This is a genomic window from Aestuariivirga sp. (assembly GCF_046294715.1).
Lineage (GTDB): Bacteria > Pseudomonadota > Alphaproteobacteria > Rhizobiales > Aestuariivirgaceae > Aestuariivirga.
The window spans coordinates 70,383-93,541 of record NZ_JBKBKI010000004.1 but is presented as its reverse complement, the minus strand read 5'-3'; the positions used below and the strand labels follow the sequence as shown (position 1 = coordinate 93,541).

General features: G+C 67.2%; 23 protein-coding genes. 10 read left to right on the top strand and 13 right to left on the bottom strand.

The window, feature by feature from the left end:
• Positions 1-3: 3 nt before the first annotated feature.
• The gene (locus tag ACK4HL_RS04450; protein ID WP_409756837.1) at positions 4-1,119 is read right to left on the bottom strand and encodes an efflux RND transporter periplasmic adaptor subunit; all 1,116 of its coding nucleotides are present in this window, start codon (positions 1,117-1,119) and stop codon (positions 4-6) included.
• Between the two features lie 196 nt (positions 1,120-1,315).
• On the opposite strand from ACK4HL_RS04450, the gene ACK4HL_RS04445 reads away from it, so the two are divergent.
• From ACK4HL_RS04445 to ACK4HL_RS04435, 3 genes are all read left to right on the top strand, one after another.
• Positions 1,316-2,443: an S-(hydroxymethyl)glutathione dehydrogenase/class III alcohol dehydrogenase gene (locus ACK4HL_RS04445; RefSeq protein WP_409756836.1), complete on the top strand. Its 1,128-nt coding sequence runs from the start codon at positions 1,316-1,318 to the stop codon at positions 2,441-2,443.
• The gene (gene fghA / locus ACK4HL_RS04440; RefSeq protein ID WP_409756835.1) at positions 2,443-3,288 is read left to right on the top strand and encodes an S-formylglutathione hydrolase; all 846 of its coding nucleotides are present in this window, start codon (positions 2,443-2,445) and stop codon (positions 3,286-3,288) included. The genes ACK4HL_RS04445 and fghA overlap by 1 nt, the downstream gene beginning before the upstream one ends.
• A 357-nt stretch (positions 3,289-3,645) precedes the next feature.
• Complete coding sequence (locus ACK4HL_RS04435; protein ID WP_409756834.1) at positions 3,646-4,662, top strand: LacI family DNA-binding transcriptional regulator; 1,017 nt, start codon at positions 3,646-3,648, stop codon at positions 4,660-4,662.
• A gap of 6 nt (positions 4,663-4,668) precedes the next feature.
• Here ACK4HL_RS04435 and ACK4HL_RS04430 read toward each other — a convergent pair whose 3' ends face one another.
• Complete coding sequence (locus tag ACK4HL_RS04430; protein WP_409756833.1) at positions 4,669-6,147, bottom strand: leucyl aminopeptidase; 1,479 nt, start codon at positions 6,145-6,147, stop codon at positions 4,669-4,671.
• Positions 6,148-6,410: 263 nt separating this feature from the next.
• On the opposite strand from ACK4HL_RS04430, the gene ACK4HL_RS04425 reads away from it, so the two are divergent.
• The 4 genes from ACK4HL_RS04425 to rsmA are packed head-to-tail and all read left to right on the top strand — an operon-like array spanning position 6,411 to position 11,491.
• Positions 6,411-8,627: an LPS-assembly protein LptD gene (locus ACK4HL_RS04425; RefSeq protein WP_409756832.1), complete on the top strand. Its 2,217-nt coding sequence runs from the start codon at positions 6,411-6,413 to the stop codon at positions 8,625-8,627.
• Positions 8,627-9,637 (top strand): SurA N-terminal domain-containing protein, encoded by a 1,011-nt coding sequence (locus ACK4HL_RS04420; RefSeq protein ID WP_409756831.1) that lies wholly within the window; start codon positions 8,627-8,629, stop codon positions 9,635-9,637. Before ACK4HL_RS04425 ends, ACK4HL_RS04420 begins: the two co-directional genes overlap by 1 nt.
• 7 nt (positions 9,638-9,644) lie before the next feature.
• Positions 9,645-10,640 carry a 4-hydroxythreonine-4-phosphate dehydrogenase PdxA gene (gene pdxA, locus ACK4HL_RS04415; protein WP_409756830.1) on the top strand — a complete coding sequence of 332 codons (996 nt, stop codon included), beginning with the start codon at positions 9,645-9,647 and terminating at the stop codon, positions 10,638-10,640.
• The gene (rsmA, locus tag ACK4HL_RS04410) at positions 10,637-11,491 is read left to right on the top strand and encodes a 16S rRNA (adenine(1518)-N(6)/adenine(1519)-N(6))-dimethyltransferase RsmA (protein ID WP_409756829.1); all 855 of its coding nucleotides are present in this window, start codon (positions 10,637-10,639) and stop codon (positions 11,489-11,491) included. Before pdxA ends, rsmA begins: the two co-directional genes overlap by 4 nt.
• Here the strand turns inward: rsmA and gmk are convergent.
• From gmk to ACK4HL_RS04385, 5 genes are all read right to left on the bottom strand, one after another.
• Entirely contained in the window at positions 11,475-12,107 is a 633-nt protein-coding gene (gmk, locus tag ACK4HL_RS04405; protein ID WP_409756828.1) for a guanylate kinase, read from the bottom strand. The two genes, rsmA and gmk, sit on opposite strands and share 17 nt — an antisense overlap.
• Positions 12,108-12,121: 14 nt before the next feature.
• Positions 12,122-12,994: a YicC/YloC family endoribonuclease gene (locus ACK4HL_RS04400; protein WP_409756827.1), complete on the bottom strand. Its 873-nt coding sequence runs from the start codon at positions 12,992-12,994 to the stop codon at positions 12,122-12,124.
• Between the two features lie 78 nt (positions 12,995-13,072).
• On the bottom strand, positions 13,073-14,386 hold the full coding sequence (gene mltG, locus ACK4HL_RS04395) for an endolytic transglycosylase MltG (RefSeq protein ID WP_409756826.1): 1,314 nt from the start codon (positions 14,384-14,386) through the stop codon (positions 13,073-13,075).
• Between the two features lie 40 nt (positions 14,387-14,426).
• Positions 14,427-15,692 carry a beta-ketoacyl-ACP synthase II gene (gene fabF, locus ACK4HL_RS04390; protein WP_409756940.1) on the bottom strand — a complete coding sequence of 422 codons (1,266 nt, stop codon included), beginning with the start codon at positions 15,690-15,692 and terminating at the stop codon, positions 14,427-14,429.
• Between the two features lie 102 nt (positions 15,693-15,794).
• Positions 15,795-16,031: an acyl carrier protein gene (locus ACK4HL_RS04385; RefSeq protein ID WP_111197536.1), complete on the bottom strand. Its 237-nt coding sequence runs from the start codon at positions 16,029-16,031 to the stop codon at positions 15,795-15,797.
• Positions 16,032-16,211: 180 nt separating this feature from the next.
• Between ACK4HL_RS04385 and ACK4HL_RS04380 the strand changes: the two genes are divergently transcribed.
• Positions 16,212-16,790, top strand: a complete 579-nt coding sequence (locus tag ACK4HL_RS04380; RefSeq protein WP_409756825.1) for a DUF4893 domain-containing protein — start codon at positions 16,212-16,214, stop codon at positions 16,788-16,790.
• A 13-nt stretch (positions 16,791-16,803) separates the two neighbouring features.
• On the opposite strand, the gene fabG is transcribed toward ACK4HL_RS04380, so the two are convergent.
• Both fabG and fabD read right to left on the bottom strand, forming a co-directional pair.
• Entirely contained in the window at positions 16,804-17,544 is a 741-nt protein-coding gene (gene fabG / locus ACK4HL_RS04375) for a 3-oxoacyl-[acyl-carrier-protein] reductase (RefSeq protein WP_409756824.1), read from the bottom strand.
• 5 nt (positions 17,545-17,549) lie between these two features.
• A complete protein-coding gene (fabD, locus tag ACK4HL_RS04370; RefSeq protein WP_409756823.1) occupies positions 17,550-18,497 on the bottom strand; it encodes an ACP S-malonyltransferase in 948 nt (315 codons plus the stop codon).
• A gap of 97 nt (positions 18,498-18,594) precedes the next feature.
• Here fabD and ACK4HL_RS04365 point away from each other — a divergent pair, with 97 nt between their 5' ends.
• Positions 18,595-19,560, top strand: a complete 966-nt coding sequence (locus tag ACK4HL_RS04365) for a threonine dehydratase (protein ID WP_409756939.1) — start codon at positions 18,595-18,597, stop codon at positions 19,558-19,560.
• Positions 19,561-19,585: 25 nt separating this feature from the next.
• Here the strand turns inward: ACK4HL_RS04365 and ACK4HL_RS04360 are convergent, their stop codons facing one another.
• Complete coding sequence (locus tag ACK4HL_RS04360) at positions 19,586-20,335, bottom strand: SDR family oxidoreductase (protein WP_409756822.1); 750 nt, start codon at positions 20,333-20,335, stop codon at positions 19,586-19,588.
• A 125-nt stretch (positions 20,336-20,460) separates the two neighbouring features.
• Between ACK4HL_RS04360 and ACK4HL_RS04355 the strand changes: the two genes are divergently transcribed.
• On the top strand, positions 20,461-20,709 hold the full coding sequence (locus tag ACK4HL_RS04355) for a hypothetical protein (protein WP_409756821.1): 249 nt from the start codon (positions 20,461-20,463) through the stop codon (positions 20,707-20,709).
• Between the two features lie 7 nt (positions 20,710-20,716).
• On the opposite strand, the gene ACK4HL_RS04350 is transcribed toward ACK4HL_RS04355, so the two are convergent.
• The 3 genes from ACK4HL_RS04350 to ACK4HL_RS04340 are packed head-to-tail and all read right to left on the bottom strand — an operon-like array spanning position 20,717 to position 23,114.
• Positions 20,717-21,610 (bottom strand): NAD(P)-dependent oxidoreductase, encoded by an 894-nt coding sequence (locus ACK4HL_RS04350; RefSeq protein WP_409756820.1) that lies wholly within the window; start codon positions 21,608-21,610, stop codon positions 20,717-20,719.
• Positions 21,607-22,086: an N-acetyltransferase family protein gene (locus ACK4HL_RS04345; protein WP_409756819.1), complete on the bottom strand. Its 480-nt coding sequence runs from the start codon at positions 22,084-22,086 to the stop codon at positions 21,607-21,609. Before ACK4HL_RS04345 ends, ACK4HL_RS04350 begins: the two co-directional genes overlap by 4 nt.
• On the bottom strand, positions 22,083-23,114 hold the full coding sequence (locus tag ACK4HL_RS04340; RefSeq protein ID WP_409756818.1) for a histone deacetylase family protein: 1,032 nt from the start codon (positions 23,112-23,114) through the stop codon (positions 22,083-22,085). The genes ACK4HL_RS04345 and ACK4HL_RS04340 overlap by 4 nt, the downstream gene beginning before the upstream one ends.
• Between the last annotated feature and the right edge of the window lie 45 nt (positions 23,115-23,159).

Below are 23,159 nucleotides of genomic sequence, written 5' to 3'. Positions count from 1 at the left end.
CGGCTACTCGGCGGCCGCGGCGGCCGAGACGACCTCGACTTCAGCACCGTTGGAGAGCCGGGTATTGCCGGCCGTCACCACCACGTCCCCGGCTGCGATTCCCTCCACGACTTCGACCCTGCCTTCCACGCGCTTGCCGAGCCGGACGGAGATCTCCTTCGCCTTGCCCTCCGCGACGGTGTAGAGAACGGCCTTGCCGCCGCGCTGCACGATCGCCGATTCCGGCACCATCACGGCCTGGCGCTCGGGTCCCTTCACGCTGACGCGGACGAGGAGACCGGGCCTCAGCTTCATCGCCGCATTGTCGAGGTCGGCGCGAACCTGGAGTGCGCGCCCATTGACGTCGACGGCCGGGTTGAGGGCGGAGATCTCGGCGGTGAAGCGCGCGCCGGGCACCGCGTCCGCCACCACCTCCACCGTCCTCGCCTGCTGCAGGGCCTGCTGCTGCAGTTCGGGCACCGAGAAACTCACCTTCAGGCGATCGACCTTGTCGAGCTGCACGAGAGCCGTTCCCGCCGTCACATAGGCGCCTTCCGAGACGCTGCGAAAGCCGAGCGTGCCGGAAAACGGTGCCGCAATGGTGAGCTTGGCGAGCCGCACCTCCGCCGATTCGACCGCCGTGCGGGCAACGTCGCGGGCCGACAGGGCCTCCTCGTAGGCGCTTTCGGCCACGTTGCCGGATTTCCGGAGCTTCTGGTTGCGCGCGTAATTCGCTTCCGCCAGCTTCAGCCGGGCCCTCGCCTCCTCGAGGTCCGACCGGGCGAGATCGTCGTCGAACTGGAACAGCGGCGTTCCGGCCTCCACCCTGGACCCGTCCTCGAACAGGATCTTCGCCACCCGGCCGCTGGTCTCGGGTGCGATGGCGACGCTTTCTTGCGAGAGGAGCGTGCCGATCGCCGAGATGTCATCACTCAATCGTGATGGCTGGGCCCTCGCCGTTTCAACCGGCGAAGGCCCGCGATTGCCGCGCTCGGCCACCTGGCGTTGTGCCGGCGGGCCTGGGGTGATCGCCTCGCCCAGCCCGGTCAGTGCCGCGACGTCGATGCCGTAATGCCTGATGCCGAAGGCCGCTGCCGCCGCGATCGCCACGCTCGTCAGCAGGAATATCCATGTTCGCATGAATGCAGAAACCTCTTGCTGGCCGGAAGCTAGGACGAATTTCGCCCGCCTGCCATACGCTCCATTGCGCCTGGCAGATCGAAGACGGAGAATGCAGCGGAATTCCGTCCGTAGGCCACCGATGCCGCCTCTGGCCTCCGGCCGCCAGCCGCGATATGTGCAGCCTTCGCCAGCGTTTCAAGAAAGGATCAGCTCCATGAAAACCCGCGCCGCCGTCGCCTTCGAAGCCGCAAAGCCCCTCGAGATCGTCGAGGTCGATCTCGAAGGCCCGAAGCAGGGCGAGGTGCTGGTCGAGGTGAAGGCGACGGGGGTCTGCCACACCGACGAGTTCACGCTCTCGGGCGCTGACCCGGAAGGCCTCTTCCCGGCGATCCTCGGGCATGAGGGCGCAGGGATTGTCGTTGACGTGGGCCCCGGCGTCACCTCGGTGAAGAAGGGCGACCATGTGATTCCCCTCTACACGCCCGAATGCCGCGAGTGCCCCTCCTGCCTGTCCCGCAAGACCAACCTCTGCACGGCGATCCGCGCCACGCAGGGCCAGGGCGTCATGCCGGACGGCACCTCGCGTTTCTCCTTGAAGGGCCGGAAGATTCATCACTACATGGGCTGCTCCACCTTCTCGAACTACACGGTGCTGCCCGAAATCGCGGTGGCGAAGGTTGATGCCGCGGCCCCCTTCGACAAGATCTGCTATGTCGGCTGCGGCGTCACCACGGGCGTGGGCGCCGTCATCAACACGGCCAAGGTCGAGGTCGGGTCCACGGCCATCGTGTTCGGCCTGGGCGGCATCGGCCTCAACGTCATACAGGGGCTGAAGCTCGCAGGCGCCGACATGATCATCGGCGTCGATATCAACACGTCCAAGAAGGAATGGGGCGAGCGCTTCGGCATGACCCATTTCGTGAACCCCGGCGAGATCCAGGGCGATCTCGTTCCTCATCTCGTCAACATGACGAAGCGCGGGGCGGACCAGATCGGCGGCGCCGACTACACCTTCGACTGCACCGGCAACGTGAAGGTGATGCGCATGGCGCTCGAGGCCTGCCACCGCGGCTGGGGCCAGTCGATCATCATCGGTGTCGCGGGAGCGGGCCAGGAAATCTCGACGAGGCCCTTCCAGCTCGTCACCGGCCGCGTCTGGAAGGGCACGGCCTTCGGCGGCGCCAGGGGCCGCACCGACGTACCGAAGATCGTCGACTGGTACATGTCCGGCAAGATCGAGATCGACCCCATGATCACCCACACCATGCCGCTCGAGGACATCAACAAGGCCTTCGACCTGATGCATGAGGGCAAGTCGATCCGCAGCGTGATCCTGTTCTGATGACGCTCGAGACAAAGTCGCTGTGGAAGAGCCACGGCGGAAACCAGGGCGTCTACACGCACCTCTCGGAAGCCTGCGCCTGCCCCATGACCTTCGCCGTCTACGTGCCGCCGCACCGCGAGGGCGAGAAGCTGCCGGTTCTGTGGTATCTCTCAGGCCTCACCTGCACCCATGCCAATGTCATGGAGAAGGGAGAATACCGCGCGGCGGCCGCCGAACACGGCGTGATCGTCGTCTGCCCCGACACCAGCCCGCGGGGCGAGGGCGTGCCGGACGAGGCCGGCAACTGGCAGCTCGGATGCGGAGCGGGCTTCTACGTCGATGCGACGGAGAAGCCCTGGTCCGCGAACTACCGGATGTACTCCTACGTGACGTCGGAACTGCCGGGCGTCGTCGCCGCCCATTTCCCCATGGCGGACATGGAGCGCCAGTCGGTCTTTGGCCACTCCATGGGCGGCCACGGCGCCTTGGTCGCCGCGCTGCGAAATCCCCAGCACTACCGGAGCTGTTCCGCCTTCGCCCCCATCGTCCGCCCGGCAAAGGCGGAGTGGGCGCGCGGCGCCTTCACGGCCTATCTTGGCGCGAATGAAGCGTCCTGGACCGCGTGGGACGCGGTCGCCCTGATCGGGAACGGCGCGCGATTGCCTGAATTGCTGGTGGACCAGGGCAGCGCCGACACTTTCCTCGAGCAGGGGCTCCGGCCCTGGCTCCTCGAAGAAGCCTGCGCCGAAGCGGGCATTCCCCTCACGCTCCGCATGCAGGAGGGCTACGACCACTCCTACTTCTTCATCTCCACCTTCATGGCGGAGCACATCGCCTGGCACGCCGCCAGGTTGCGGCGCTGAACCCGGCAACCCGCAGAGCCTGAAAGGTTTTCTGCGCTAGGCGCGGTTCTGGCGATGAACTCGTTTGTAGGGGTAACTACTGAGGCGGTTTGACGCACCTGCCTGTGATCGACTGCAGTGTTCACGTCAGATTTGACGTAAGATAAAGTTTATCGGCTTCGTTGTGAATTTCACATTGTTTAGTAAGCTTTACGCAAGTTGCGCCCCCCAGCGCCCGGCTTGAACTCCGCTACCGATCCATTGGTCCAGAATTATGGATTCGTTGGTGCCAGACGGGCGATGTTCGATTTTGGCAATTTGAAACGCTTGGGTTGTGTATTACTTTTCTCCTCCTGAAACTTTTGCGGGTGGAACAACATGCGTCCTACTCTTTCGGATGTCGCCAAGCTGGCCAACGTGTCCGTGGCGACCGCCTCACGCGCCCTCAGCAACCCCGACATGGTGGCGGACAGCACCCGGCGGGCGGTGCGCGAAGCAGCGGCCTCCTGCGGCTACAAGGTCAACCTCGTGGCGCGTTCCCTCAGAATCCAGCGCACCAACACCCTCCTGGTTCTGGTGCCCTGCATCGACAATCCCTTCTATCCCGCCTTCCTGCGCAGCATCGAAGACACGGCGCTGGCGCTCGGTTACTCGATCATGGTGGGCTTCACCTCGAAGAGCGAGAAATACCGCGAGGCCTATGCCGACCTGCTGAGCAACGGGCGCGTCGATGGCGTGATCGTCATCGACGGCGGAACCGGTGTCGACCGTTTCACCGGCCCCCGGCCGGAACTCCCCGCGGTGCAGGTGCTGGATCTCGTCTATGGCGGCTCGGTTCCCGCCGTCCGGGTGGATGACGGGCTCATCGCCGAGACCGCCGTCCGCCATCTCGTCGGGCTCGGGCACCGGCGCATCGCCCATATCGCCGGCCCGGCGGAATCGCTTCCCGCCACCGCGCGTCGCCAGGGCTTCCTCGAGGCCATGGCCAGGCTCGGCCTTTCGGTCGATCCGGAGATGGTGCGGAACGGCCATAACCGCAGGGACGCCGCCGCCTCCGCCATGCGCGAACTGCTCGCTCTCCCCAATCCGCCGAGTGCCGTCTTCTGCGCCACGGATGCCATGGCCTCGGCGGCCATGGATGTCTGCCGCGACCGTGGGCTGCACGTCCCGGGGGACGTGTCATTCGTGGGCGCCGACGACACCTGGGACGGCCAGTTCGCCTATCCGGCCCTGACCACCGTGCACGTGCCGCGGGCGGAAATCGGCGCCCTGGCGGCGGAAAAGCTGATCGGCCTGGTGCGCGGCCAGTCCGGCGTGGTGCAGGACACCGTGCTCCCCGTCGAGCTCATGCAGCGCAGCAGCTGCGCGCCCCTGAAGCGCGCCGTCGCCGCCTGAACCCCGTCAGCCTTCGTAGTACTGCGCCACCAGCCGGTTGAGCAGGCGCACGCCCCAGCCCGCGCCCCAGCTCTGGTTGATTGCGCTGCGGGGCGTGTCCATGGCCGTGCCCGCCACGTCGAGATGTGCCCAGGGCACCGAGTTGACGAAGCGCTGCAGGAACTGCGCCGCGGTGATGGAGCCTGCGTGGCGCCCGCCCGTGTTCTTCACGTCGGCCACGTCGTGGTCGATGATCTTGTCGTATTCGGGGGCGAGCGGCAGGCGCCATACCTTCTCACCCGTCGCATAGCCCGCCTCCGCCAGGCGCTGGGCCAGCTCGTCGTTGTTGGAAAAGAGCCCCGCGTGCTCCTTTCCGAGCGCCACCAGGATCGCCCCGGTGAGCGTGGCGAGATCGATCATGAAGCGCGGCTTGAAGCGATCCTGCACATACCAGAGCACGTCCGCCAGCACGAGGCGGCCTTCCGCATCGGTGTTGAGCACGGCGATCGTCTGCCCCGACATGGAGGTGACGATGTCGCCCGGCCGCTGCGCCTTGCCGTCCGGCATGTTCTCGACCAGGCCGATGGCGCCGATGGCGTTGACCTTGGCCTTGCGCCGGGCGAGTGCCAGCATGAGGCCGGCGACGCAGGCCGCACCTCCCATGTCGCCCTTCATGTCCTCCATGCCCTGCGCGGGCTTGATCGAGATGCCGCCGGAGTCGAAGGTCACGCCCTTGCCGATGAAGGCCAGCGGCTGGTCTCCGGCCTTGCCCCCCCGCCACTCCATGACCACGATCCGCGCCTCGTGGCTCGAGCCCTGCGCCACGCCGAGCAGCGCATTCATCCCGAGCTTGCGCATCTGCGCCGGGGTCATGACCGACACCTTGAGACCATGCTTCGCAAGGGGTCGCATGCGCTCGGCGAAAGCCACGGGATGCAGCACGTTGGGAGGCTCGTTGACGAGATCGCGCGCCAGGTGGACGCCCTCCGCCACCGCCTCGAAGGCCTCGAAGCGCTGTCTTGCACCACGGAGGTCGGGGGTGAGCAGCACCACCTCCCTGAGCGGCCTGGTTTCCGGCTTTTTCGACTTGTAGCGGGTAAAGCTGTAAACGCGGAGTTGCACCCCCGATGCGATGAGCGAGGCGGCCTCCCTGGGGGCCAGCCCGGTCACGTCGACGTCGACGGCGATGCTTGCGGATTCCGTCTTGAGCGCCTGGATCACACCCGCCGTTGCACCGCCCAGCATCTCGAGGTCCAGCGGCCGGAGGCTTGCCGGGGCACCGATCCCGAACAGCACCACCCGGCCGAGACCGCCTCCCGGCGCCACGATGTCGAGTGTCGTGTCGCGCCGGCCGGTGAAGCCGGCAGCCGCCATGGCACGGCTGATCTGGCCCTGGCAGCGCTGGTCCGCCTTGGCCGCGAGACCGGTGAGGCCGCCGCTTTCGGGCACCAGCAGGATGAGCACGCCCGATTTCGGCAGGCTGGGGGAGGAAAAGCTGATCTTCATGAGAACCTTCGGGGAAGAATGGGGCCCCCTCTTAGCGGTTTTTCTCCGGCAGGGGAATCATTGCCGACGCAACGGCAGAATGAGAACGTTAACCATGCCGGAAACAGGCGCCCGGTACGACCCGTCCTCCTCCTGGTGTAAGGCCATGACAGGCCTTCCCGGGCGGGGTGAAAGCCGGTATGACTGCTGCAAACATCGGGTGTCGGGTTCGGGTGGGAAAACGCCGCATCAGCGTCTTGGGACTGGCCTTGCCGGGAGTGCATGTGTGCCTTCTGGCCATGATGGCGGCTGCCGGCCTCGGACTGCCGGTCACCGCCGCCGCCGCCCGCATGGCGGATGCGCCCGAATTCGTCGCCCCCGAGACCAAGCCCATCCCCAAGGGCACCCGCGTCGACGTGGTTGCCGACCGGTTGACCTATGACGGGAGGGCGGATGTGGCGACCGCCACCGGAACCGTCCAGCTCACCTATGGCCCCTATGTCCTGACTGCGACCAAGGTCGTCTACGACATGAAGAAGGGCGTCTTCACCGCCAACGGCTCGATCATGCTGCGCGAGCCCAACGGCAATGTGGTGGAGGCGGATTTCGCCGAGTTGAAGGAGAACTTCAGGGAAGGCTTCGCCCGCCATGTGCGCGCCCTTCTCACCAACGACGTGACGATCACCGCGCAATATGCCCGCCGCTTCGAGAACGGCATCGTCGTCTACGAGAAGGCCAGCTACACCGCCTGCGTCACGTGCGTCAGCGACGGTGGAACCCCCGCCTGGCAGATCGTGGCGCGCGAGGCCAAGCACGACCTCAACGAACGCACCATCTATTACCGGGATGCGAGGCTCGAACTGGGCGGCGTCCCCGTCTTCTGGACGCCCTATCTCGCCTATCCCGATCCGACGGTGAGGCGCCGCACGGGCTTCCTGCTGCCCTCCTTCCATGGCGGCTCCTACGGCCTCGGCGTGACCACCCCCTATTTCTGGGCGGTGGCCCCCAACATGGACATGACCTTCTCGCCCATGTGGACGACCGAGCAGGGCGTGCTGGCCGATGTTGAATGGCGCCACCGCCTCGCCGACGGCATGTACCGTCTGCGCGGCTTCGGCATCTATGAACTCGACCCGGACGACAGTGCGGCGGCAGACGGGCCCTGGCGCGGAGCGGTGAAGACCGACGGCGATTTCCGCATCAACCGCACCTGGAGCTGGGGCTGGGACGCCACGGTGACGAGCGACCGCTCGTTCCTTTCCGATTATGACCTGGACGACCGCAACATGGCGGCAAGCTCGGTCCATGCCACCGGGCTCGAGGACCGCAATTACACCAAGGCCCAGATCATCGGCTGGCGCACCCTCACCCGCGACGAGGACCAGGAAGAACTGCCGGTGGCCCTGCCCTTCATCACCGGCGACTATGTGCTCGACCAGCCGGTCTTCGGCGGCGAACTGGCCTTCCGGTTCAACGCCTATTCCCTCACCCGCGAGAAATCGGTGGATGATCCATGGCGGGGGCTGGAACTCGGCACCGAGCAGACCCACGCCATGGCCTATGCCGAGTGGAAGCGGCAGATGATCTCCGACAGCGGCCTTCTGGTGACGCCCTTCGCCCAGATCCGCTCGGACGCCTTCTTCTCCGAGAACGTTCCCGACAGCGAGGACCAGGACGACCCGGACATTTATCTGATGCCAACCGCCGGGTTCGACGTGCGCATGCCGATGATCGCCAGCCACGGCTCGATGCAGAGCGTGCTGACGCCGGTGTTCCAGATGTTCGCGGCACCCTCCGAGCAGCGCGACCGCGACAATGCCAACGAGGATGCGATCACCCTCAACTTCGACACTTCGAGCCTCTTCCTGAACGACCGCTTCTCGGGCTTCGACCGGCAGGAAGGCGGCGTTCGCGCCAATGCCGGCGTCAACTACACCTTGATGGGCGCCAATGGCGGCTTCCTGCGCGCCAGCTTCGGTGAGAGCTTCCACATCGCCGGCGAGAACAGCTTCGCCGCCGGGTCCGGCCTCGAGGGAACCTCATCCGATCTCGTCGGTGCCCTGGCGCTGCAGGTCAACGAGTACCTGACCCTGGGCTACCAGGCGCGGGTGGAGGAAGACCTTTCCCGCATCAACGTTCAGGAGGCAACACTCGGCCTCACTTTCGACCAGTTTTCCGGCTCTCTCAGCTATGCCGACGTCGCGGCCGCCGCCAATTACGGGCGCCCGGACGACGAGCGGCAGATCTGGGCGGACGGCACCTACCACATCGACGAGGTGTGGAGCGTTTTCGGTGGCGCCCGCTACGATTTGAAGGAAGAGAGATTCATGGACCAATCGGTCGGCGTGGCCTTCGAGTGCGATTGCATGAGGGCCGAGTTGAAGTATTCGATGTCGCGGGATGACGAGTTCGGCCCCGACGAAGAGGGCACCGAGCACCGCATCGACCTCGGCATCGAGCTGCGCACGATCGGCGGGCTGTCCGGAGGATTCAAGCTCTGATGTCCCCGTTTCGGATCATGATGGCGGCGGCCGTTGCCGTGCCGCTCGTCGCCGGTGTGGCCGGCACGTCCGCTCCCGCGAGGGCGGAAACCCAGGGCGTCGTCGCCGTCGCCAATGACCAGCCCATCACCGAGCGCGACATCACCCAGCGCATCACCCTTCTCAAGATCGTCGGCGATCTGCCGCCGGGGGGACTCACCCGCAAGCAGGCGCTGAAGCAGCTGATCGACGACCAGGTGAAGCTCCTGGAGGCAAGGCGCCTGATGATGGTGCCGAGCGATGCCGAGATCTCGGAACGGATCGACCGCGTCGCCAAGGGCATGAAATACACGCGCCAGCAATTGCTGAAGCTGCTGAAGGACCAGGGCATCAGCGAGGCGAGCCTGAGGAGCTATCTCACGGCCTCGACCGCCTTCAGCCGCCTCATCGCCGCCAAGTACCGCGAGGAGATCACGGTAAATCCCTCCGACGTCGACGCAAGGATGGCGAAGATCAAGTCCGACGTCGATACGCAGATGTCGAAGATCATGAACGATCCGCGCATGAAGCCGATCACCGTCTACTCGCTGATGGAGATCACGCTGCCGCTGGAGGGCGACGATCCCATGCTGCTGCAGTCCCGCGCCATCGAGGCCCAGCAGTTCCGCCAGAAGTTCAAGGGCTGCGGTTCGGCCAAGGCGGCGGCCGAGGGCATCTTCAACGTGAAGGTCGGCAAGAAGTTCGATGCCGACGCCGCCAAGCTGCCGAAGCAGATGAAGGAGGCGCTCGACAAGGCCGGGGAAGGTCGCGCCGTCGGCCCCATGCGCGGCAAGGCGGGCATACAGCTGGTGGCGCTCTGCGGCACCCGCCGGATCACGCCGCCCAAGCCGGATTTCAAGATGCCCACGCGCGAGCAGGTGGAGCGCCTCGTCATCAACGAGAAATACGACAAGCTCGAGGAGAATTACCTGAAGACGGCGCGCGAGAAGGTCTACGTCGAGTATCGCGACAGCGAATACGCCCAGCAGTGACGGCGGGATGACGGCGGCTCCCCTCCTCCTGACCTGCGGTGAACCGGCAGGCGTTGCCCCCGAAATTACCGCCGCCGCCTGGGAGGCACTCCGCGACGAGCCGTCCTCGGCCTTCCTCCTGCTGGGTGATGCGCAGTATTGGCGCTCCCGCAACCCCGCCCTCTCCGTGACGGAAGTATCGGACCCCCGGGAGGCAACGAGTGTCTTTCGATCGGCCCTTCCGGTGCTCCACCGCCCTTTCGCGGCGAAGCCCGCCCCCGGCAAGATCGATCCCGCCACCGCGCCCCAGGTGATCGCCGCCATCGACGAGGCAGTGGCCATGGCCTTTGCCGGCCGGATCGCGGGCATCATCACCAACCCGATCCAGAAGGAGGCGCTGTACGGCGCCGGATTCCGGCACCAGGGCCACACCGATTACCTCGCCCATCTTTCCGCGCGCCATGGCCGGCCCGTGCAGGAGGTGATGATGCTGGTGGCCGAAGGCCTGCGCGCCATCCCCGTCACCGTGCACATTCCGCTGAAGGACGTGCCGGGAGCCCTCACGCGGCAGGCGATCCTCGCCCAGGCGCGGGTGACGGCGAAGGACCTCCGGCGCTTCTTCGGAATCGAACGGCCGCGCCTCGCCTTCACCGGGCTCAACCCGCATGCCGGCGAGAACGGCACGATGGGACGCGAGGAAATCGACATCATCATCCCCGCCCTGCGCACCCTGAAGGAAGAAGGCCATGACGTCATCGGGCCGCTTCCCGCCGACACAGCCTTCCACCCCGAGGCGCGCGCCAGCTATGACGCCATCCTCTGCATGTATCACGACCAGGCGCTGATCCCGGTGAAGACGCTCGATTTCCATGGCGGCGTCAATGTGAGCCTGGGGCTGCCCTTCATCCGCACCTCGCCCGACCATGGCACGGCGCTCGCCATCGCCGGGCGCGGCATCGCCAACCCCAAGAGCCTCATCGCCGCGATCCGGCTCGCCGCCCGCATGGCGGAGAAGGCCCGGTGACCCCCGCGAGCGAGGACCCGCTGCCGCCGCTCAGGGAGGTGATCGCGCGCCACGGCCTCGCCGCGAGGAAGGCGCTCGGACAGAACTTCCTCTTCGACCTCAACCTCACCCGCCGCATCGCCCGCGCTGCGGGGCCGCTCGCCGGCATCACGGTCATCGAGGTGGGGCCGGGCCCGGGAGGGCTCACCCGCGCCCTGCTGCTGGAAGGCGCGGGGCGGGTGATCGCCATCGAGCGCGATTCCCGCGCCATCGCCGCCCTCGAGGAGGTCGCCGCCGCCTGGCCGGGCCGGCTGCAGATCATCGAGGGCGATGCGCTCGAGGCCGATTACCCGGCGCTTGCGGAGGGCCGCCCCTGCCGCATCGTCGCCAATCTCCCCTACAACATTGCAACACCCCTGCTCGTCGGCTGGCTGACGGAAGCGTCCTGGCCGCCCTGGTACGGCTCGCTGACACTGATGTTCCAGAAAGAGGTGGCGGAGCGCATCGTCGCCGCGCCCGGCTCGAAGGATTACGGGCGGCTGTCGGTATTGAGTCAATACAGGTGCGTGACGAGAAAGCTGTTCGACGTTAACCGCTCGGCCTTCACGCCGCCGCCGAAGGTCACCTCGAGCATCGTGCAACTGGTCCCGCGCGCTGTTCCCGCACCCGCCTGTGCTCTCGAAGCGCTGGAGCGTGTGACGGCGGCCGCATTCGGCCAGCGGCGAAAGATGCTTCGTGCCAGCCTGCGCAGCCTGTTTCCTGACCCTCAGACAGTTCTTGCCGAGATGGGTATCGAGTCGGAACTAAGAGCCGAGCAGTTGCCGGTCGAGGCCTTTGCACGCATCGCGGCGCGTCTCACAGCGCCTTCGTGAGTTCCCGCACGAACTGGGTGAGACCCACCTGGCGGCGGCGGCGCAACCGTTCCGCGGTGAGGATCGCGTCGATTTCGGCACTCGCGACGTTCACGTCATTGTTGACGATGACATAGTCGTATTCCGGCCAGTGGCTGATCTCGTCCGCCGCCTTGGCCATGCGCTTGGCCACCGTCGAGGAAGAATCCTGCGCCCGGCGGATCAGGCGTTCGCGCAGCTCCTCCGCCGTCGGCGGCAGGATGAAGATGCGGACGAGGTCTTCCTCCATGGCCTGGGCGAGCTGCTGCGTGCCTTGCCAGTCGATGTCGAAGAGCACGTCGCGCCCCGCCTGCAGCGCCTCGGTGACCGGCCGCTTCGGCGTGCCGTAGAAATTGCCGAAGACCTCGGCATATTCGAGAAGCTCGCCCCGGTCGCGGAGCCGGACGAACTCCTCCTGCGGGATGAAGTGGTAATCTTTGCCGTTGACCTCGCCCGGCCGTGGCGCCCGCGTCGTCACCGAGACAGACATGGTGATGTTGGGATCGCTCGCCAGCAGCCGCCGCGACAGCGTGGTCTTGCCCGCGCCCGAGGGCGAGGACATGACGAGCAGGAGGCCGCGGCGCTGGATGTCTGTCATGGTCCTGGTGGTCTTCATTCGATGTTCTGAACCTGCTCGCGCAGCTGGTCGATGACGGTCTTGAGGTCGAGGCCGATCGCGGTGAGCGAGCGGTCGGACGCCTTCGAGCACAGCGTGTTGGCCTCGCGGTTGAACTCCTGGGCGAGGAAGTCGAACTTGCGCCCGATCGCATCCTCGGAGGAGAGAAGTGCGCGGGCCGCCTCCACATGCGAGGAGAGCCGGTCGAGTTCCTCCTGGATGTCGGCGCGGGTTGCGGCGATCACCGCCTCCTGGTGCAGCCGGTCGGGATCGAGCGAAGCCCCTGTTTCGAGAAGCCGCGACACCTGTTCAGCGAGCCTCGCCCTTATCGCCTCGGGCGAGCGGGCGGGATTGACGCGCGCCGCCTCGGCGAGCTCGGCGATGCGCGCGACCTGGGCGGAGACCACCGCCTGAAGCCTGGCCCCTTCCTCGCGCCGGGCCACCGCGAGGGCCGCCAGCGCATCGCCGAAACTTCCGAGCATGGCGGCATTGCGCCGCTCCGCCTCGGCCTCATCCTCCGGGACCGGCACCACCTCGACCACGCCCCTGATCGAAAGCAGCGCCCCGGCGCTCAGCGGTTCGCCGCCGATTCTCTCGCGCAGCGCCTCGCCCGCGGCGACGAGCTGCTCCAGGACCTCCTCGTTGAGGCGCACCGTCTCGCGCGCCAGGGCGCCGCTGACGCTGAGCGACACCTGCAGATTGCCGCGCCGGAACGCCTGGGCGAGCGCTGCGCGAAGCGGCGTTTCCAGGGCCTCGAAGCCCTGCGGCAGCCTCAGCCGCACATCGAGCGCCTTGCCGTTGACGCTCTTGATCTCCCATTGCCAGTAAAGGCCCGCGCGCTCGCCCGAAGCGCGGGCAAATCCGGTCATGCTGGAAAGGGGCATCAGGCGCCTCGACGGGTGAATCAGGGCTCCCTTCTAGATCACTTCCGGCGCAGGGGAAACGGTTCAGCGCGGCGGCCGGAGGCGGGGGATGACGGCCTGTCTCCCCTCGACCGTCACGATGGTGCCGGGAGCTGGCCCGGCGGCGGGAGGTGCCGTTGGTTCAGGGCTTGCCGTTGCGGCGGCTGGAGCTTCGGGCACGGGCGTCGGAGTGGCCTCCGGGACAGCCGCGGCGAGCGGCGCATCGGCCGGGGCCTGCGGCGGCGCCTCGGTGGCGGTTGCGGGTGCGGGTGCGGGTGCGGGCTCTCCGGCGGTTCCTTCCGCCGCCTGTGCGGCATCCTCCGCGGCGGCGGCGGCGGCGGCATTGCCGGCGATCTGCCGCCACTTGCGAACGTTGCGGTTATGCTCCTCGAGCGTGGTTGCGAAGGCATGCCCGCCGGTGCCGTCCGCCACGAAATAGAGATAGTCCGTCGCCTGCGGGTCCAGCACCGCCTCGAGCGCCGCCCGGCCGGGATTGGCGATGGGCCCCGGCGGCAGCCCGTCGATGCGGTAGGTGTTGTAGGGCGTCTCCGTCTCGATGTCGGTGCGGGTCAGTCCACGCTCCAGCCGGCCCTTGCCGCCCGCGATGCCGTAGATGATCGTCGGGTCGGATTGGAGCCGCATGCCCCTCTCGAGCCTGTTGATGAACACCGAGGCGATGACCGGCCGCTCTTCCGCCACTGCCGTCTCCTTTTCGACGATCGAGGCAAGCGTCACCGCCTGCTCCTTGCTGGTGATCGTGGGGATGGGGACGCGCGTCGCCCACAGCTCCTCGAGGAGCTTTGCCTGGGCCGCCTGCATGTCCTCGACCAGTTTCCGGCGCGTCATGCCGCGCCGGAACACATAGGTGTCGGGCAGGATCGAGCCCTCGGGCGGCACGGCGGCGGGCGGACCTGCCAGCACCTCGTGCGCGTTGACGCGCGCCACCGCCATCTCGCTGGTGAAGCCTTCGGGGATCGAGATCTTGTAGGCGATGGACCTGCCGCTGGCGATGAGCGCCATCACCTCCTGCATCGAGGCGGATTTCGGGAAGGCGTATTCGCCCGCCTTGAGCCGCGTGCGCTGGCCGGTCGCATAGGCCATGGCGGCGAAGAGCCGGGCGTTCGAGATGATCCCGTTCTCCTCGAGCGCCGCGCCGATCGCCGGGGTGGAGAGCCCCTGCTCGACGATGAAGACCTTGTCCTCGGCAAGCGGGCCCGGAGCGGTGAACTGCGCCTGGGCGTAGAAGGCGGCGGCGGCGCCGGCGATGCCGAGGAGGAGCACGATAAGGAAGGTCCAGCGCAGCACCCGCGACACCGCCGAGGCGCGCTTCCTGGGAAGCCGCGGTTCCGGCACCTTCACGGATGGGCCAGGCCTCTCCAACTCGTCTCCCTGTGTGGTGTCAGGCCGCGTAGCGGCGCATGATCAGCGATGCGTTTGTGCCACCAAAACCAAAGGAATTCGACAGAACTGTGTTGATCTCCTTCTTCTTCGCGGCATGCGGCACGAGGTCGATCCGCGTCTCGACCGAAGGATTGTCGAGATTGATGGTCGGCGGCGCGACGTTGTCGCGGATCGCCAGGATGGAGAAGATGGCCTCGACCGCGCCCGCGGCACCCAGGAGGTGCCCGACCGAGGACTTGGTGGAGGACATGGTCAGCTCATGCGTGCGGTTGCCCATCAGCCGCTCGACGGCGCGCAGCTCGATCTCGTCGCCCAGGGGCGTCGAGGTGCCATGGGCGTTCACGTAGTCGATTTCATGGGCCTGGAGCCCAGCCCGCTTCAGGGCGGCACTCATGCAGCGGAAGGCGCCGTCGCCGTCGGAGGAGGGGGCCGTCACGTGATAGGCGTCGCCCGACATGCCGTAGCCCACGATCTCGGCATAGATCTTCGCGCCGCGCGCCCTGGCATGCTCGAGCTCTTCGAGGACCAGGATCCCCGCGCCCTCGCCCATGACGAAACCGTCGCGGTCCTTGTCATAGGGGCGCGAACCCTTTTCCGGCGCATCGTTGAACTTGGTGGCCAGCGCCTTGCAGGCGATGAAGCCCGCGATTCCGAGCCGGCACACCGCCGATTCCGCACCGCCCGCCACCATGACGTCGGCATCGTCGAGGGCGATGAGCCGCGCCGCGTCGCCGATCGCGTGCGAGCCCGTCGAACAGGCGGTGACCACCGCGTGATTCGGCCCCTTGAGCCCGAACTCGATCGACACGAGGCCCGAGGCGAGATTGATGAGGGAACCCGGGATGAAGAACGGGCTGATGCGGCGCGGGCCCTTCTCGTTCATCAGCATCGTGGTGTCGGCGATGTTGCTCAATCCCCCGATGCCGGAGCCGACGAGCACGCCGGCGCGGCACTTCTCCTCCTCGGTGGCGAGTTCGAGTCCGGAATCCTTCATCGCCTGCTTGGCGGCCGCCATCGCGTAGATGATGAAATCGTCGTAGCGGCGGATCTCCTTGGGATCCATCCACTGCTCGGGATTGAACGTGCCGCCCGAGCCGTCGCCGCGCTTCACCTCGCAGGCGATCTGGCAGGAGAGATCGGAGGCATCGAAGCGCGTGATCCGCCCCGCGCCCGACTCGCCGGCGAGCAGGCGGCTCCATGTATCCTCGACGCCCGAGGCGAGCGGAGACACCATCCCAAGTCCGGTGACGACGACGCGGCGCATGCTCATGCCCTTTCTACACGAAAACGCGGCGGCAGGTTCTTCCTCTCCCTGCCTCCGCGCGAAGTGTCTGATGGATCAGCCCCGGGGGCCGGCCCGCGCTGCTCAGGCAGCGCTCTTCTCGATGAACTTGACGGCATCGCCGACGGTCTGGATGGACTCGGCTGCGTCGTCCGGGATCTCGATGCCGAACTCTTCCTCGAAGGCCATGACCAGCTCGACCGTGTCGAGGCTGTCCGCGCCGAGGTCGTCGATGAAGCTCGCTTCCGCCTTGACCTTGTCGGCGTCGACGCCGAGATGCTCGACGACGATCTTCTTCACCCGCTCAGCCACATCACTCATTGTTGTATCGTCCTTGGTTGTTTTCAGAATTCATTCGGCAGGACAGCAGGAACCCCCTGCGGCCCCCCCAACACGCCGGAGGCTTCCCTAGCACAAATCCAAGGCGCGTCAAAAGGGGCATTGAAACGGCGCTTTCCGGCCAGGCTTGCGGCACGGCCGCGGCCTTGGCAAGTTGACCATATGGCAAAGATCGTTCTCAGTCTTTTCGCTTTCCTGGTCCTGGCAACCGCCGCATGGGCGGATGGCGAACTGGAGCGCCGCATCACCCCGCATGACCGCCAGCGTCTCGACGGTTTCGAAGCGACGCTGAAGGATGCCCTGGCCGAGGCGCGCGCTGGCGGCAGACCGGAAGACCTGGCCGTTCTCGATGCTGCGCTGGCGGGCAGCCCGCTTCCTCTCGCCAGCGGCTTCGATCCGGTGGGAAACTGGCGCTGCCGGACGCTGAAGCTGGGCGGCGGGCTGCCGCTCGTCGTCTACGGCTGGTTCAGGTGCCGCATCTCGGATGACGGTGCCGGGTGGCTGCTCGAAAAGCTCACGGGCTCGCAGCGCACCCGGGGCTCCTTCTTCACCCTGTCGGATACGCGGCTTGCCTATCTCGGTGCGGGCTACGTCGCGGGCGAGGCGCCCCGGCGCTACGGCGATGATACGCAGGAGAATCAGGTGGCGATCGCCGAGCGCCGCGCGGAGAACCGCATCATCCTCCTCTTCCCCGCCCCGCACTACGAATCGAAGCTCGACGTTCTGGTGCTCGAGCGCTGAGCGACGGGCCGGCTCAGATCATCGCCATGCCGCCGTTGACGTGCAGCGTCTGGCCGGTGACGTAGCCTGCCTCCTCCGAGGCGAGGTAGAGCACGGCGGCCGCCACGTCATCCGGCGTTCCGAGCTTGCCCGCCGGGACGCGCGCCAGGATCGTCTCCTTCTGCTTCTCGTTCAGCACCTCCGTCATCGGCGTGGCGATGAAGCCGGGAGCCACGGCATTGACCGTCACGTTGCGCGCCGCGAGCTCCTGCGCCAGCGACTTGGTGAGCCCGATGACGCCGGCCTTGGAGGCCACGTAATTGGCCTGGCCGGGATTGCCGGTGACGCCGACGACGGACGTGATGTTGACGATCCGCCCCCAGCGCTTCTTCATCATGCCGCGCATCGCCGCGCGCGCGAGCCGGAAGGAGGCGGTGAGGTTCACATCCAGCACCGCGTTCCAGTCCTCGTCCTTCATGCGCATGGAAAGCCCGTCGCGGGTGATGCCCGCATTGTTGACCAGAATGTCGAGCGAGCCCATGGCGGCTTCCGCCTCGGGCACCAGCCTCTCCACCGCCGCGGCGTCCGAGAGATTGCAGGCGAGAACATGCACGCGCCCGCCGCCGAGCTCCGCCTTGAGGTCTTCGAGAACGGCGGCGCGCGTGCCGGAAACCGCAACGGTGGCACCCGCCCTGTGCAGCGTCCTCGCGATGGCAGCGCCGATGCCGCCTGTGGCGCCGGTGACGAGTGCGGTCTTTCCGGTGAGATCGAACATGGTCGCTATCCCTTGAGCTGGGCCGCCGCGGCGGCGATGTCTTCGGCCGAATTGACGGCAAAGGCGGCGGCCTCCGGCGCGTTCTTCTTTGAAAGACCAGTCAGCACCTTGCCCGCCCCTATCTCGTAGAACCGGCTGACGCCGTGGCCCGCCATGTAGGCCATGCACTCGCGCCAGCGCACGGTGCCGGTGACCTGCCTGACGAGGCTTTCGCGGATCGCCGCCGGATCGCTCAGCGGCGCGGCACCGACATTGGCGACGACCGGCACCACCGGAGCCTTCATCTCGACCTTGGCAAGCGCCTCCGCCATGACGTCCGCGGCGGGCTGCATCAGCGCGCAGTGGAAGGGTGCCGAGACGGGCAGCATTACCGCGCGCTTCGCGCCCTTGGCCTTGGCGATCTCCGCACAGCGCTCGACAGCGGCCTTGCTGCCGGAGACGACCACCTGCCCGTCGCTGTTGTCGTTCGCCGCCTGGCACACCTCGCCCTGTGCCGCCTCGGCGGCGGCCTGGGCGGCCGTCGCGAAGTCGAGGCCGAGAAGGGCCGCCATGGCGCCGGTGCCGACGGGCGTTGCGCTCTGCATCGCAAGGCCGCGCGTCTTGAGGAGCCGCGCCGCATCGGCGAGCGTGAAGGTGCCCGCCGCCGCCAGCGCCGAATATTCGCCGAGCGAGTGGCCGGCGACGAAGCTTGCGGCACCCCCGACCGTGATCCCGTGCTCGGTCTCGAGCACGCGAATCACCGCCATGGAGACGGCCATCAGCGCGGGCTGGGCGTTTTCGGTGAGGGTGAGATCCGCCTCCGGTCCCTCCCACATGAGGACAGAGAGCCTCTGGCCCAACGCTTCGTCGACCTCCGCGAACACGGCGCGCGCCGCGGCGAAACTCTCGGCGAGGCTCTTGCCCATGCCCACGGCCTGGCTGCCCTGGCCCGGAAAGACGAAGGCCGTTTTCATTGCATTTCCCCGACTGATTCCCGTTGCGCGCACGAAACATGGGCCGATGCAGGAGTCAAGGTTGACCATGGCCTGCCCCTGGGCCTTACTCGCCGCCATGTACACCGCCGACGAGCTCGAAGCCGCAAGCCGCATCGTCTATGCCGCGATGCCGCCCACGCCCCAATATGCCTGGCCGCTCCTGAAGGAGGTGACGGGCTGCGAAGCCTGGGTGAAGCACGAGAACCACACGCCCACCGGGGCCTTCAAGGTGCGGGGCGGGCTCGTGCACATGAGGATGCGAAAGGACCGCGGCGAGGTGAACGGCGTCGTCACCGCAACGCGCGGCAACCACGGCCAGTCGATACCCTTTGCCGCGGCGCGCGTCGGGATTCGTGCCACCATCGTCTGCCCGCTCGGCAATTCGCCGGAGAAGAACGAGGCGATGCGCGCCTGGGGTGCCGAACTGATCGAGACGGGGCACGATTTCGACGCCGCGCGCGAGGCGGCGATGGAGATCGCGCGTGAGCGTGGCCTCGACTTCATCCCCTCCTTCGGCAAGGAGCTCGTCATGGGGGTGGCGACCTACGCCCATGAACTGTTCCGCGCGGCGGGCGAGCTCGACACCGTCTATGTGCCCGTCGGCATGGGCTCCGGCATCGTCGGCACCATCGCCGCGCGCGACCTGCTGGGGTTGAGGACGAAGGTGGTGGGCGTGGTGGCCGAAGGTGCGAATGCCGTGGCGCTCTCCTTCGCGGCGGGAAAGCCCGTCTCGACCAACGCAGCCACGACCTTCGCCGACGGAATGGCGGTGCGCGTGGTGAACCCGGAAGCCTTCGCGCTGATCAGGCAGGGCGCGGACCGCATCGTGACGGTCAGCGAGGATGAGATCGCCGAAGCCGTGCGGCTTTTTTTCCGCTGCTGCCACACCATAGCCGAAGGCGCAGGGGCCGCCCCGCTCGCCGCCCTCCTGCGGGAACGCGATCAGATGAAGGGCAAGCGCGTGGGCCTCGTCCTCTCCGGCGGCAACATCGACATGCCGAAATTCGCGCGCGCGCTGGAGGGGAAGACGCCGGAAGCCTGAGCTGCTCGCCTGCTGAGGTCACTGCCTAGAGGGAGACCGATAGCCCCCCGTCCACCGCCAGCACATGGCCGTTGACATAGGCAGCCGCGTCGGAGGCGAGGAAGACCGCGGCGCCGCCGAGTTCCTCGGGCTTTGCCCAGCGGCCTGCGGGCGTGCGCGACTCGACCCAGGCGGTGAAGGCCTTGTCCTCGAGAAGAGCGGTGTTGAGCTCGGTGGCGAAATAGCCGGGCGCCAGCGCGTTGACGGTGATGCCCTTGCGCCCGAGCTCCGCCGCCATGGAGCGCGTGAGCCCGTGCAGCCCCGCCTTCGCCGCCACGTAGGCGTGGATGGTGGGGCGCCCGAGGATCGCCGCGACCGAGCCCGTGTTGATGATTCGCCCGTATCCGCGCGGCAACATCAGCCGAACGGCATCGCGCGCCAGCCGGAAGCAGGAGGACAGGTTGACCGCGATGACCCGGTCGAAATCCTCATCCTCCCAGTCGGTGATCGGGCGGCGGTGCTGGATGCCGGCATTGTTGACGAGGATGTCGAGCCTGCCGTGGCGCGCCTCCACCTGCTCGAGCGCCTGGCGCGCCGCCTTGGCATCGGTGACGTCGAAGGCCATCGGCTCCGCCCCGATCCGTCCTGCGGCCTCGGCGAGTTCGGCCGGGTTGCGGGCATTGACGACGACTTGCGCCCCGCTTTCGGCCAGCGCCCTCGCCATGGCGAAGCCAAGCCCGCGGGAGGCACCGGTCACCAGCGCGACCCGCCCCTTCAGCGAAAACATGTCCAGCATCGAGTCCTCCTGTTCCCCATCACTTTGACTTAACGTCATGTTGCACCCACTGCCACCTTTGGTTAGTTAAATCATGGTTAACAGCCGGTGCGCGCAGATTCGGCCGTGCGCCGTTGGATTGAAAGATGACGGCAGAGATTTCCATGATCGAGCGGGTGGCACGGGCCCTCGCCATGTCCCTCGGCGAGGAGGATTGGCGCAACTGCGTCGAGGCCGCCCGCGCCGCCGTGGGGGCGCTTCGCGAACCGACCGTCGACATGCTCGAAGCCGCCCTGCCCGACATGCCGGACTGGGGCTACCTCCCTGATGACTGGCGCGCCATGATCGACCATGTGGCGGCGGAGCGGGTCTTCCCCGCCCCGGTCCGTTCCTGAGCGGCAGCTATTTCTTCAGACCGTTCACCGTCATCATCACGTCGATGAGGCGCGGGATGAAGCGTTCGCCATAGCCCATGTTGTCCGCCATCACGGTGATCTGGTGCGCCGTCTCGGCGAGGAAGGAGGCAACCGGCAGCTGCTCCGTCATGTTGGTGTAGTAGCGGAGGTCCTTCCTGGCGTTGCGGATGGCGAACTGCGCCGCACTGTCGTCGTCCGAGAGCGGCACGTTGATGAGCCGCCCGAACATCACCGAGGCGGCACCGCCGGCCATCACGATGTCGCGCAGCGCCTTCATGTCGACGCCCGCCTTGGCGGCCACCGTGATCGCCTCCGCCGCCACCGCCGCATGGCAGATCGACAGAAAATTGTTGATGAGCTTCAGCTGATGCGCCGAACCCACCGGCCCCGCATGGACGATGGTGTCGGCGAAGCATTCGAGCACCGGGCGGATCCTCGCCATCACCGCGTCAGGCCCGCCGGTCATCAGCCCGAGCTTTCCCGCCGCCGCCTCCTTCGGCGTGCGCGTCATCGGCGTGTCGACGAAATGCCCGCCCTTGGCCTCGACATCGGCGGCAATCCTCACCGTCGAGGCGGGCTCCGCCGTCGAGCAGTCGGCAATCACCAGGCCTTCGCGCACCGCGCCCATCAGGCCGTACTCGCCATAGACGATCTGTTCGATCTGCGGCGTGCCGGTGACGCAGAGGATGACAATGTCGGACTCCTTCGCCACGGCGAGCGGATTGTTCCGCTCATGCGCCCCCTTGGAGACGAGATCCTCCACCGGTGCGCGGTTCCGGTGCGCCATGACCGTGAGCTTGTAGCCCTTCTCCAGGATGTTCTTGCCGATGCCGTGGCCCATGAGGCCGACGCCGATGAGGCCGACATGCTTGATGCTCATTCCTGCCCTCCCGCTGATATGAATTGTCGAAGCCCATCCTGCTCCAGAATGTGGAGCCTGTCTTCGGTCTTCTTCACGAAGCCGAGCCGCGCGTAGAAGCGCTCTGCCCCGGTATTGGTCTCGTCCACCTCGAGCTTGATGAAGCGCGCGCCGCGCTTTGCGAAGCGCCGCGCCGAACAGCGCAGCAGGTCGAGGCCGACGTTCCGCCCGCGTGCCTCCGGCAGCACGAAGAGATCGACGACGTAGAGCCCGCGGGCACCCCGCCAGGTCGAGAAGGTCATGAGCCCGAGGCAGGCGCCGAGGAGCCGGCCTTCCTCCTCCGCGACCACGACGTCGATCAGGTCCTCGGCGTCGCGGAGCCCTTCACCGTCGAGCTTCGGCACGAAGTCCGTGCCGATGTGGACGGCAAGGCCATGCACCATCTTGGCCACCGCCACCGCCTCCTCGCGCCGCATCGGCCGCACCGAGAGGCTCACGCGAGCAGCCCTTCGAGCAGCGAGGCGAGGTTGCCGCCGAGATGTGGCGAGGGGTAGCCGCCCTCCTGCACGATCAGCATCGGCAGCGTCAGGGCCGCGATGTCGCGGCCGATCACGCCGAATTCGGGGGTCTGGATGGCGAAGCCCTTGAAGGGATCGTCCACCGCGATGTCGAGCCCCGCCGCCAGCACCAGGACGTCGGGCGCGAAATCGGCGATGCGCGAAAGCGCCGTGCCGAGCGCCTCCCGGTAGGGCTTGATCGTGGTGCCGCGCTCGAGCGGCAAGTTGAGGTTGAAGCCTTCCCCGTCTCCCCGCCCGCGCTCTTCCGGATAGCCCCAGAAGAAGGGATAGAAGCGCCTGGGATGGGCATGGATGGAAACGGTGAGCACGTCCGCCCGATCATAGAAGATCGCCTCCGTGCCGTTGCCGTGGTGGACGTCGATGTCGAGGATCGCGGCGCGCCTTCCGGCCTCGCGGAAGACCGCGGCGGCAACGGCGGCATTGTTGAAGTAGCAGAAGCCCGCCGCCATGTCGGCGGCCGCGTGATGGCCGGGCGGCCGGCACAGCGCGTAGACGGCGCGCTCCCCGCCGAGCACGAGCTTGGCGCCGTGCGCGGCGGTCGCGGCGCTGGCGCGCGCCGCTTCCCACGTCTTCGGCGTGACCGGGCAGGAGCCGTCGCCCAGGTGCCAGCCGCACTGGCCCACGACGCTGTCCGGATAGCTGGCGGGCGGCAGGCTGGCGCGGCCCAGCGCGAAGACGTTGGGCGAGGGCGTTTCCGCAGCGTCCGGTATGCGCCGCCAGCGCTCCCACAGGGTGGAGAGGAACTGGATGTAGCGGCGGTCATGCACCAGCGCCAGCGTGTCGCCGAAGATCTCCTTCGGTGCCACGACGGGACCCCCGATGCGGCGCACGCCTTCAAGCAGCATGTCGATCCGCTCGGGGATCTCGGGGATCGGCTGCGGCTTGCCCGACACGATGAATTCGCGCGGCGCATGGGAGCGTTGCATGTCGTCGAAGACGGTGATCACCGGTTTGCCGAGCCTCTCGAAGGGGTGTTAAGAGTTTGATCGACC